Annotated in this window: 6 protein-coding genes and 2 pseudogenes; 5 read left to right on the top strand and 3 right to left on the bottom strand. The window is 44.6% G+C overall.

The annotated features are described in order from the left end of the window. The first annotated feature begins 206 nt into the window (after positions 1-206). From OCV81_RS16740 to OCV81_RS16725, 4 genes are all read left to right on the top strand, one after another. A complete protein-coding gene (locus OCV81_RS16740; protein WP_262640491.1) occupies positions 207-2,456 on the top strand; it encodes a hybrid sensor histidine kinase/response regulator in 2,250 nt (749 codons plus the stop codon). After that, a complete protein-coding gene (locus OCV81_RS16735; RefSeq protein WP_148331005.1) occupies positions 2,444-3,745 on the top strand; it encodes a sigma-54-dependent transcriptional regulator in 1,302 nt (433 codons plus the stop codon). Before OCV81_RS16740 ends, OCV81_RS16735 begins: the two co-directional genes overlap by 13 nt. Positions 3,746-4,610: 865 nt before the next feature. Then, positions 4,611-5,981 (top strand): ATP-binding protein, encoded by a 1,371-nt coding sequence (locus tag OCV81_RS16730; RefSeq protein WP_072531751.1) that lies wholly within the window; start codon positions 4,611-4,613, stop codon positions 5,979-5,981. 56 nt (positions 5,982-6,037) lie between these two features. Next, complete coding sequence (locus tag OCV81_RS16725) at positions 6,038-8,827, top strand: TOTE conflict system archaeo-eukaryotic primase domain-containing protein (RefSeq protein WP_262640488.1); 2,790 nt, start codon at positions 6,038-6,040, stop codon at positions 8,825-8,827. 198 nt (positions 8,828-9,025) lie between these two features. Here the strand turns inward: OCV81_RS16725 and OCV81_RS16720 are convergent. The 3 genes and pseudogenes from OCV81_RS16720 to OCV81_RS16710 form a co-directional block, all read right to left on the bottom strand. After that, a pseudogene (locus OCV81_RS16720) lies at positions 9,026-10,072 on the bottom strand (site-specific integrase); the annotation flags it as partial. A 587-nt stretch (positions 10,073-10,659) separates the two neighbouring features. After that, a complete protein-coding gene (locus OCV81_RS16715) occupies positions 10,660-11,079 on the bottom strand; it encodes a hypothetical protein (protein ID WP_148331003.1) in 420 nt (139 codons plus the stop codon). 107 nt (positions 11,080-11,186) lie between these two features. Next, positions 11,187-11,768, bottom strand: a complete 582-nt coding sequence (locus OCV81_RS16710) for a Crp/Fnr family transcriptional regulator (protein ID WP_262640486.1) — start codon at positions 11,766-11,768, stop codon at positions 11,187-11,189. Between the two features lie 481 nt (positions 11,769-12,249). On the opposite strand from OCV81_RS16710, the pseudogene OCV81_RS16705 reads away from it, so the two are divergent. Then, positions 12,250-12,518 (top strand): annotated as a pseudogene (locus tag OCV81_RS16705) (carboxypeptidase regulatory-like domain-containing protein); the annotation flags it as partial.

Raw genomic sequence — 12,518 nt, 5'->3', positions numbered from 1 at the left:
TCCCTAAAGATACGAAAAATTAGGGAGACGGGCAAGTCCTGACTGAGCGAAGTTTGGGCTTGCCCGATTTTTTTGCAGGCACAAAAAAGGCCATCTCAAATTATATTTCAATTTGAGACAGCCTCTTTAAAATGATAGATTCTTAAATGAATTTACGGTATAAAGTGTTAGTAGGATATTTTATCTTAATTGTACTTATCGGCTTTATGGCATCAATTCTGGTACGTGAACGACATCGAATATCAGAAATTGATTTACAAAACAGCGAAGTACAGCAAGCTATACGTGATATTCACAATGTCCATCGATATATCACTCGGCTTACCATGTTGGGAGAGAGTGTCATTGATTGGAACAGAACAGACTGTAGTCATTACCGTATCCAACGTCTGTGTACAGATAGTCTGTTACAAGCATTGAAGTTCCATTGTGCAGCATATGTGTATCCAGCGCAGATAGACACTCTTCGCTCTCTACTGGCAAGCAAGGAGGAACATCTGCGGCATATCATGTCGGTATTTGAACGGCAGGAAGAAGCCGACAGTATTTTGGTGAACCACCTGCCCGAAGTGGCGAAACGTGCGACCAGTCTGCGCACCGTACAGCAGAAGAAAAAGGGCATCGCAGGTTTCTTCGGCGGCAAAAAGACCGTACAAGTACTTCCCTCAGCCCAAGAGTTGCACGAGTTTGGCGACAGCTTGATTGCCCTGCAACGGAAACAGGCGACGGAGATGGATGCCTACACCGACAGCCTTCGCATACGTAACCGGACATTGAACACCCAACTGAACCGTCTTGTCAGCGACCTTGACAGGCAGGCATTGGGGGCGTTCATACAGAAAGAGCGGAAGATGGCGGAGGCGCAAAGCCTATCCGTCAGGCTGTTCACCGCTACCATATCGGCAGCCATCATCCTGCTGTTCCTGTCCTATCTCACCATCCATAGGGAACTGAAACGCAACGCGGACGAAAAGAAAAAGCGTGAAAAGCTTATCGGCAAATTGCAGGAGAGCAACGCCAAGAACGAGGAACTTCTACGCTTGCGGCGCAACCTCATACAGAACGTAAGCCATGAACTGCGTACACCTTTGACCGCCATCAGCGGCAACGCCGAACTTTTGCTGAACGATGACAACAAGGATAGCCGAGTGCGCCATGCGGAAACAATAAAGACTTCGGCAGGACGCATGGCATCCATGCTGAACAGCCTCTTGGACTATTTCAGGTTGGACAGCAGGAAAGTGACAATCCTATCCAAACCATTCAGGCTAAACCTGATAGCGGATACTCTTGAAACGGAGTTTACCATGCAAGCAAAGTCAAAGCATTTGACCTTGACCGTTTGTAACTATGCGAATGAAGTAGTGGACGGCGACAAGAACCGTATTTTGAGCATAGGCGGCAACCTGCTTTCCAATGCCATCAAATTCACGGACAACGGCACTATTGCTCTGGCAACCAGATACAAGGGCGGTGTTTTTACGCTGACGGTGGAGGATACGGGTACGGGCATCAGCGAAGAACAAAAGGAACGGATATTCAAGCCTTTCGAGCGGCTGGGCAATGCCGCCACGCAGGACGGCTTCGGGTTGGGACTTCCCATCGTGAAACAGCTTGTGGAACTGATGAACGGACGTATATCGGTGGAAAGCGTAAAGGATAAAGGCAGCAAGTTCACCGTTGTTCTTCCATTGCCGAAAACCGAAGAAACAGAATCTGACGGGAAGAAAGAACAGGTGCAAGACATTATTTCAAATTACAGCGTAATGGTGATAGACAATGACCTTGTGACGCTCAGCATGATACGGGATATGCTTGTACAGAACGGCATAAGTTGTGATACTTGCCTGACGGTAGAAGAATTGACGGATAAAATGCGCGGAAAGGATTATGACATCCTAATAACCGATTTGAAGATGCCTGACATGAATGGTTACGAAGTGCTGGAACTCTTACGCACATCCGACATCGGCAACTCACGCACGATTCCAATTGTGGTTGTAACGGCGGCAGGGTTCATCACGGAGGAAGAACTGAAATCGGCAGGGTTCACCGCCATGCTCGGTAAACCGTTCTCCATTGCCGAACTACTGAATGTAGTAAGCCAATATGCCAATAAAGAGCATAGACAACTGCTCGACTTCTCGGCTTTACTCACCTTTGGCGACAGGCGACATACATTGGAACGGTTGGTAACGGAAACGGAGAAAGAAATGGATGAAGTGCAGAACGCGGCGAAAGAGAAAAACATGGAGGCATTGGATGGCTGGGTACACCACCTCAGAAGTTCATGGATGCTGATGAAAGCGGAACAGCCGTTGCAGGAATTATATGCCGTAATTCACAGCGATAGTCCAACGGACGGAGAGATAACACATGCAGTTAATGCTGTATTGGCACAAGGTAAAATGATTGTGGACTTGGCAAGAAAGGAAGCGAAACGATGGGAAGAATAATTGTTGTGGAAGACAACCTCACTTTCTCCGGCTATGTATGCAGGCTGTTGAAAAGCAAAGGTTTCCAAGCCGTCAGTGCGTCCACTTGCAACGGGGCACACAAACTGTTCGCCAAGATGTGCGAGGACGATATTGTGCTCGCCGACCTGCGCCTGAACGACGGTGACGGCATCTTGCTGTTGGATGAACTTCGCAAACAAGGGAAACGCAATCCCTACATCATCATGACGGACTATGACGAAGTGCCAACCGCCGTCCGGTCGATGAAGTCGGGTGCGGAGGATTATATCCCGAAGAAGCTAATTGAAGACAATCTCTTTCCTCTCCTGAAAACCTTACAGAAAAGGACAGAACGGCACGAAACGCCCATTCACGAGCGGCAGAGTGCGGCTTTCCGTGAAATAGACCACAAGATAAAATTGGTCGCACCAACCAACATGAGCGTGTTGGTGCTGGGCGAGAACGGAACGGGAAAGGAGCACATTGCCGAGAAAATACATACAATGAGCAAACGGGCAGGCAAGCCTTTTGTCGCTGTAGACTGCGGCTTACTGTCGAAAGAGCTTGCTGCGTCCGCACTGTTCGGACATGAGAAAGGAGCGTTTACAGGTGCGGATGCCAAACAGAAAGGTTATTGGGAGGAAGCCGACGGAGGTACGCTGTTCCTTGACGAGATAGGCAACCTGCCAGCCGAAGTACAACAGATGATGCTCCGGGCATTGGAAACCAAACGGTATAGACCCATAGGCGGCAACAAGGAAAAGGCAGCAGACGTGCGCATCATAGCCGCCACCAACGAGGATATGCAGTCTGCAATCGCCGAAAAGCGTTTCCGTCAGGACTTGTTCCACAGGATAAAGGAATACACGTTGAACATACCGCCGTTGCGTGAGTGCTGTGAGGACATCATGCCGCTTGCGGAGTTCTTCCGTGAACTTGCCAACAAGGAGTTCGGCAAACAGGTGAAAGGCTTTGACGCGGAGGCAAGGAAGAGGATGCTCGCCCATCCGTGGAGCGGCAATGTGAGAGAACTGAAAGGAACTGTACGTTCGGCGGTGCTGTTCACCGACGGGGATGTGATAACGGCTGACAAACTGAATTTTGAAGAACCTCTGCTGTCGGGAGAAGCATCCTTGTCCTTGAAGAACGTGGAAATGGAAAAGAGGCAGATAATCCGTGCTCTGAAACAGGCGGACGGCAACCGCTCGCTGGCTGCTGAACTGCTCGGCATCGGGCACACCACACTATACGGCAAGATGAAACAATACGGCATCAAGTACAAGGAATAAGGCACGATTGCCGCAGGTCAGAAACAGGTTGCCCGACTTCGGAGAGGCAACTCGGCGGCAAGGCTTGCGAGAGTAACTCGCAAGGTTTTGAGTAACTCAAAACATACCTTGCTGCTGCCACTTTTCGGCAGTAACCGAAAAGCCTTCGGGTAACTCGAAGGACACCTTGCTGCTTTCTCGTGAAAGCAACAATCCGCCAGCAAACGGATTGGAATTTGTGCTGATATTCTGGCTCTCAAAGCATCGTTTCCCGATGCCTATGCTGCCCAAAATAAGAACGGGAATAAGGTCGGTTGTAAGTCCGAACCTTATTTGAGAACGCAGGGAACGAAAGCTGGATTTTCACTTTCCCAAAGTGCAGACCATAGCGTCATTTCGATGCCAATCTGTGCCAATTGCAGCCAAAATCCGCCTCAGACCAATAGGGAAATGCAATTTTAGGCAAACACTTCCTCGCTTGTTCATAAGTGCATCGAACCAATGGTTTGCAAAAACGATGATGAACAAAAACGGATAATCAAGAAAGCAATTCTATACAGACAGGAAACAACATAGTTTCAATGGAACGCTGATTTGCTGTTGTACTGTTGTGCAGGTTTACTGTCGTACTGGTTTACAACAGCGAAACATCAAATAGAGGTTTCAGCAATGGGGTGCAGATTTAGAGGGGGTAAAGTTTGGATGATGTAAATCGGTGGCACAATGTATTCGCTTTTCAATGTGGCGATATACCAATGTCAAACTACAGATTGGAATAAAAACATCCTAAAGTTCTTTACAATCCAAGAAAAAGTGTATTTTTGCAAGCGCAATAACCTTGAATATGTGAAATGTCAATGTAAAAATAAAGATGAATGCGTGAATTATGAGAAGAAAGATATACGATAAACTGTTGGAATGGAAGAAGAACCATAAAGGTGATACCGCCCTTCTGATAGAAGGAGCCAGACGTATAGGAAAAAGCTATATCGTGGAAGAATTCGCACGTAAGGAATATGCGTCTTACATTTTGGTGGATTTCAGTAAGGTAAATCCGCAAGTGATGGAGTTTTTCAACCTTTATTTGGATGACCTCGACATGCTTTTCATGAATTTGGAGCTTTACTTCAGGCGGAAGCTTACTCCACGTCAAACGAAAGACGAAGAAGCCCGTTCTTTAGTCATATTCGATGAAGTACAGTTTTGTCCTCGTGCCCGTGCAGCCATCAAGCATTTGGTGGCGGACCGACGTTATGATTACATTGAGACGGGTTCACTGATTTCGATTAAGAAGAATGTCAAGGACATTATGCTGCCTTCCGAAGAACACGCCATCGAAATGTTTCCGATGGACTTTGAGGAATTTTTGTGGGCTATGGGAGACGAGATGCTGATGCCTTACATACAGATGCGGTTTGACAAACGTCTTCCTATGGAGGCTTTCCACCGCCGGGCAATGGATTATTTCCGGCAATACTTGATTGTCGGGGGTATGCCGCAGGCTGTCGCCAAATATGTGGAAACGCGGGATTTTGAAAAGGTAGATGAGGTGAAGCGTGACATATTGGCTCTTTATCGCAATGACATTCACAAATATGCAGACAATCAGGAAACCAAAGTTGCCGCTATTTTTGAGGAAATACCGGGACAGTTGCAGAAACATGAAAAGAAGTTTGTTTTGTCCGCCTTGCAGAGCGAAGCCCGTATGCGTGACTATTCGCAGGCTTTCTTTTGGTTAAGTGACGCCAAAATCATTAACTGCTGTTATAACTCAACGGAGCCTAGTATCGGGCTGAAACTGAATGAAGAACGCACCACGCTGAAATGCTACATGGGCGATACCGGACTGCTCATCAGCCATGCTTTCGACGAGCGGGGAATAGTAAGTGCAGACCTTTATCGGAAGCTGATGTTTGACAAGCTGGAAGTGAACGAAGGTATGCTGGTGGAGAACATCGTAGCGCAGATGCTTCGTGCGGCAGGACACAAACTTTATTTCTTCAGCAACAGTTCACGGACATCGGCAGATGACCGCATGGAGATTGATTTCCTGATAGCCAAACCTGTAACGACCAGCAGGCATAATATTTCCCCCATAGAGGTGAAGTCCGGGCAACGTTACACACTGAATTCATTGAGAAAGTGCATAGCCAAGTATGGCTCCCAGTTATCCACACCCTACGTGCTTCACGACAAGGATGTGAAAACAGAAGATGGCATTGTGTACCTACCTTTATATATGACACCGTTGCTTTGAATGATATGGGAAAACAGCTTACATACCAAGAACTGGCGGCATACAACAAACTTCTTATGGAAAATGAGCTTCTTCATAAGGAGGTAGACAGACTACAGTCTTTGCTCTGCAGCAAAGGTACTCACTTGACACAACCCATTATAAAGCGACATTTGTCTTTGGAAGAAAAAGTGGATGTGTTCCGCAATCTCTTCAAAGGACGTGAGGATGTATTCGCGCGGAGATGGTACAGCCGGACAAGCGGAAAATCCGGCTACCAGCCTGTATGTCGGAACGAATGGGATAGGCAATTGTGTGACAAGAAAAGATATAAATGTACGGAATGCCCCAACAGGGCTTTCAAGCCCTTGGAGTATGAGGATATCTATCGACATCTTGAAGGGAAGAGTTCGGACGGGCAGGATGTAATCGGTGCCTATGCCATTCTTGCCGACAATACGTGTAACTTCCTGTGCGCGGATTTTGATGACAAGTCATGCGAACATGGATACAAGAAAGATGTGTTGGCGTATGTCGGGGTCTGCAAGGATTGGAATGTTCCTTGCTCCATTGAACGCTCCCGTTCCGGGAACGGCGCACATGTTTGGATGTTCTTTGAACAGCCGTTGCCTGCATCCAAGGCACGAAGGCTTGGAAATACGATATTGACGGAAGCGACAGAAAGATACGGAAGGATGGACTTCAAATCATACGACCGTTTCTTTCCTAATCAGGACAGGTTGCCTGATGGAGGATTCGGCAATTTGGTGGCGTTGCCACTGCAAGGCAAAGCCCGCAAGGAAGGGAACAGCGTGTTTGTGGACGAAAACTTCATGGCATACGAAGACCAATGGAATTATTTGCTTGAAATAAAACGGATATCCGAAGTGGCGGTTGACGCAATATTGGCAAAACATGAAACGGCTTCGGAATTGGGCGAGTTGTCTACTACCAGCGAGTCGAAACCTTGGGAGACACCTGTGCCTCAAAAGATTACTCAAAATGATTTCCCTGCCAATCCCGTCCTCATACGCTCCAATATGCTGTATATCCCCTTACAGGGATTTTCTGCAAAGGTCGTGAACCACCTAAAACGAACCGCGTCATTCAAAAATCCGGAGTTTTATGCCAGACAAGGTATGCGATTGTCCACTTACAATATTCCTCGCATCATCTCTTGTGCCGATATGGAAGACGATTACATTGCAATGCCTCGTGGATGTGAAGATGCGGTCGTTACACTTTTGGAAGATAACCAAGTAACTTATCGTATAGAAGACAAGACCTACCAAGGGAAGAATATAACTGTAGAGTTTAAAGGCAAGCTTCGTGAAGAACAGAAAGCGGCCATAACCAACTTGACTGCCCATAACAACGGAGTATTGAATGCCACCACCGCATTTGGCAAGACGGTTACGGCGATCGGTTTGATTGCTGAGCGGCAAGTAAACACGTTGATACGTGTACACACAAAAGCCTTGCTGGCCCAATGGAAATCCCGCTTGGAAGAATTCCTGCAAATAGACTTTACGGAAGATGCCCTTCTTAAGAAACGTGGTCGTAGGAAAGTCTTTTCGCCATTCGGAACATTGGATTCCAATGGAAATTCACTGCATGGAAAAATAGACATAGCCTTGATGCAATCCTGCTTGGAAGACAGTGGGGTAAAACCTTTTGTCCGGGATTACGGAATGTTGATTGTGGACGAATGCCATCATGTGTCAGCGGTAAATTTTGAACGGATACTGAAGTATGCCAACGCTCGCTATGTATATGGATTGACAGCCACCTCAATCCGCAAGGACGGACATCAGCCTATCATCTTCATGCAATGCGGCCCAATCCGTTATTCGGCAGACGCAAAAGCTCAAATGGCATCCCAGACATTCACACGTCTGCTTGTTCATCGCTTTACTTCTTATAGGGAGTTGACGGATGATAAGTCCACTTATGCCCGGATGGTTCAGAAAATGGCTGAAGATGAAAATAGGAACGGACTTATAATAGAGGATGTATGCGTGGCTCTGAAAGAAGGACGTTCACCAATTGTACTGACCAACCTTACCGCCCATGTCAAAACATTGGCAAACGCGTTAATACCACACTGTAAACATGTGGTTACTCTTGTCGGTTCCGAATCGGCAAAGGAGAAGCGTCAGAAAATGGAATACTTGCAAAACATGCCACTATCGGAACCGCTTGTTATAGTAGCAACCGGGAAATATGTGGGTGAGGGTTTCGACTATCCCCGGTTGGACACCTTGTTCTTGGCATTGCCTGTCTCATGGAAAGGTATCATCGCGCAATATTCCGGACGGCTGCATCGGGAATATCCGGGTAAGAAAGAAGTTCAGATTTACGATTACATCGACATTCGCGTGTCGATGTGTGATGTGATGTACAAGCGTAGATTGAGAGGATATGCATCTGTCGGTTATCAGATTAAGTCAAACGCGCCAATAGACTTGTTCAACGAAAGTCAAAGCGTTATTTTTAATGGACATACATACCAAAGTGAATTTTTCAAGGATTTACACCAGGCAAAGCGTTCGGTTGTCATTTCCGCTACAAAACTTTGGTTTGCCAAGCACTCTTCCGTACTTGAGATGCTAAAAGAACTATCGACGCGGGGTGTGGAAGTTGTCGCTTTTATCAAAAGTAATTTGGAAAAAGAGGAAAAGCTAAAAGGCATAGGAGCAAGTATTAGGATTAATGACACATTGGCTATTGACGTTGCAATCATTGACAAATCCCTGATATGGTATGGCAATATTAACTATCTTGGTTACAACACAGATGAAAACAATGCCATACGTATTTATGATTCAGCTTTGGCAGAGAATGTTTTGGAAGTGCTTTATACGTAACGCTAAATTTTCTCTATTTTTCAGAGGAATAACTTTGGTAATAAGGGATAAAAACACTACTTTTGCAAATGAGAGAAGCGTTCTTTTGATTAGTGCAGAACATTGTAGAATATAGAAGCCCGCTGGTTTCCATATCGTTACCTGTTAAGCTGATAATCTTTGTAAGTTTCTTGTTTTCAATGAGTAAAAAGAAATGATATGTCTTCTCTGGTGCCATGTAAGGTGTTTCGTGATACCGCACCGTTTGGCTACGGCACGTATTCCATACAGGCAGGTCATGTAATGGGGGACAGGGAATATCCTTCCGTCCTCACACAGTCCGCGGTATTTTTCTATGATTCTTCGGGGCAGGTCCAGCAGGCGGATATTCGATTCCACGCCCGTCTTCTGGCGGTTGATGTTTATCCACTCATGGTTGTCGAAGTATGTACGGATATTTTCCTCACGCAGATTGCGCATATCGGAGAATGACAACCCCGTGAACGCACAGAACAGATACAGGTCACGGTAAAGCTCCTGTTTGGCGTTTTTCAGTTTGCCGTCCATCAGCATACGGATTTCCTCTTTCGTGAGAAACCCTCTTGTCGTTTCCTCTTTCTTGATTTCATATTCACGGAACGGGTCGCGTGTCAGCCATTCATTGTTAATGGCAATGAACACCATTGTCCGTAACGGACACACATAAAGCCAGACCGTATTGGTACAGCAGTGCTTGTCCGTGCGGAGAAACATTTCAAAATCGGAGATAAATGCCGGAGTAAGTTCCTTCAGGGCAATATCCTTCACATGGTATCGGATATTCAGGAACTCTTGCAGGTGCTTGTAAACGACCAGATATTTTGAAAGCGTGGCTTTGGCTTTCATGCCGGCTTCCACCTGTTTTGCATAATCCTCGTTGTGCTGGCGGAACACCTGCATCAGTGTATGGCAGCGGTGTTCCAGTCCGAGAAAGGCATTCTTCACTTTTTCAGCCGTCACAAAATTGTCACGCTCCATGATTTCCTGATAGTGCCTGTTGATGCTCACACGCATCTTGTCAAGCAGGCGGTTTGTTTCAAGTGCGGCTGAACTTCTTCCCGTGACACGTCCGCCTTTCGTGTCCCACAATTTGGGATCGACCGAAAGTTTGCTGCTGAATTGCGTCTGCGTTCCGTCCACTGTGATACGTCCCATAACCGGTACTGTACCGTCTTTCTTCACTGCCTGTCTTTTCAGGTAGAAGATAACTGAAAATGTACTCTTCATCGTTCTAAAATTTTTTTGGTTTCAAATTTAGTTCGTGAAGAATCCTTCGTTGCTACGCAAATCATTGAGGAATACTGCAATTCTCGTTCACGCCGCATTTTCTTGCGTGAGTTGTTAGTAACTCACTGGAAGTTAGTGTTTTCTATATTCTTCCAACCTCATCATAACCTGTTTTGGGCATGGTCACGAATTGGTAACGCTGCGATGTCCTAACTTGGCTTTTTCATTGCTTTTTCTGTCTTTCATTTTTTCAAGCCATCTTCCTAAAACGCCTATCTGCCAATAACTTTGCTACATTTTTCTGTTTATCACTTTTTATTCGTACTTTTGTATAACAAAAAAAACATTGATATAAAATCCAGCACAATAAAAACAAGGCACTTATTAATGTTTTTTAATTCTATCCCTATTTAATTTGCGAAGTTCTCGGTTTTCTTTGTCCCTCCGCATCATATCATTTATATAACCTAAAGTACCCATGAGCTTTTTATTAAGGATAATGTCTTGATAGACGCATTTGATTTTAAATAGGAATTGGAATAAAAAAGCGACAAAGTAATTTCTTGCCGCTTTTCTTGTCAGATTAACTAATCAATTCTTGTAAGTTCCAATGTGGACTGATATTGAGGTTTTATATCAACCAGATTGTATTTGAGTATCATTTTGTTTTTAGATATTTCTATCAAACTCCATGGTTGGCTTTTAAGTATAATAGAGTTCTTGAAATAAATGTATTTCCCTTTTACCTCATACGTGAAACCTTCCACCATAGTATATTCCGGATTTTGTGGATCTACGCAATTTATTACTCCTGTTTCTTTAGTCTCAAAATTTATACCCACTTCACCATTATAGGTTGGATCAGCTATATTCCCTTTCCAAACCGTTTGATTTAATGATTCCGGTGTAAATTCAAACTGTGGTATTTGATCATCATCTTTACAGCTATAAAAGCTAAATACACAAAGGAACAGCATCAGTATTCCAAATAAATTCTTTGTCTTCATACAACTATTGTTTTTTAGTACATAAAGGTACTATAAAGTATTTATGAAGAACAAAATACCTGATTCTATTGCAGACTACAAACCAAAATCTCAACAAATGTTGAGAATTACTTGTCAAAACTTACCATTTTTCTTATTCTGCTCATGTGGGTAGGTGTTATTCTCAAGTAAGATGAAACTTCTTTTACGGAAATGAGTTGAAGTAAATCCGGGCTTCTTTTGATAAGTTGTCTGTACCGTTCTTCTGGGGTCAGCCTGTAAAAATCGGCATATCTTGAATAGGTTTGAAAGCACATTTGTTCTGCTGCGATACGTGCAATATATTGACTTTCCATGCTTCTCTCAAATTCTTCTTTCAGCCTTTCAGAATGGCAAATATATATTCTGCAAGCTGTCAAAGCCTGTATGGAAATCTCAGACTTGATATTATAAAGACATGCGGGATAATCAGCCATAAATTCGCCTGCAAAGGAAAATCCTGTATTATATTCTTTTTTTTCTGTCACGTTGTAGCAAGTGTATTTTATAATACCTGATTCTATATATCCCCAATAAGGAAATATCTCTCCTTCTTTAGAGATATATTCCCCTTTTTTATAGGTATATGCGCTTCCATATTTTAGGCATAAGCTTTTAAAAAAGTCAGTGGGTATGTTGGACATATATGTGTTAAATGCATCCATTTTCATATAATAGTCATTTTAGGTAGTTGTTTTCTATCAAGTTTATGGGAATCATTAATTCTGTCATTTTGACACTCAATCATTCGCCCCTAAATTATTTATTTCTTTTTTGAAGGCCAAATGTTTTTCATCCATCTTGCAAGTATTGTTTTTTGTACACAGGCTTTTGTTTACGAGTCCTTGTTGGGTTCCTTTCGGTTACTAAAAGGTTTCTATTCATGGTACGGATAAGCTGGAAACGCCTTGAAGGAGTGAGGAATTCTTCAAGGTGTTTTCTATGTTTCCCACAAGGAAAACGTATGTTTCCCTGCCGTAAAACGTACGTTTCTGCCTCGGGAAACATACGTTTCCGGGAAGAGAGACGTACACATCAGAAGGATGTTTCCGGGAAAACGAAGAGGCGTTTGGCCAATTCTTTCCACAGCTTTGAAAAACCGTTTCTTTTTCGTATCTTTCAGGACAAGATTTTCCTTATAGTCAGATGCGTATGAAAAAGATGGTGCTGTGTATCCTGCTGTGGCTTGCCGTGCTGCCGCTTAAGGCCACAGGGCAATCGGGCGATGTGATTCGCCTGGAAGGAGAAGAATGGGTCTTGATGGCAAAGCCCATAGACTACGATTCCCTGCTGTGCAGGCGGATGGGAGATTTGCTTCCGGAAAATGTCAGTCGGTCCACGGGCAATTATAGCGGATATACCGCTTTCTGGGAGGTGCGTGACGGGTATCTTTGCCTGCAACGGGTAGAGGCGGATGTCTA

The organism is Phocaeicola fibrisolvens (assembly GCF_025567125.1).
In the GTDB taxonomy this organism is placed as follows: Bacteria; Bacteroidota; Bacteroidia; order Bacteroidales; family Bacteroidaceae; genus Phocaeicola; species Phocaeicola fibrisolvens.
Note: the sequence above shows the minus strand (reverse complement) of the source record. Positions and strands in the feature narration are given on the sequence as shown.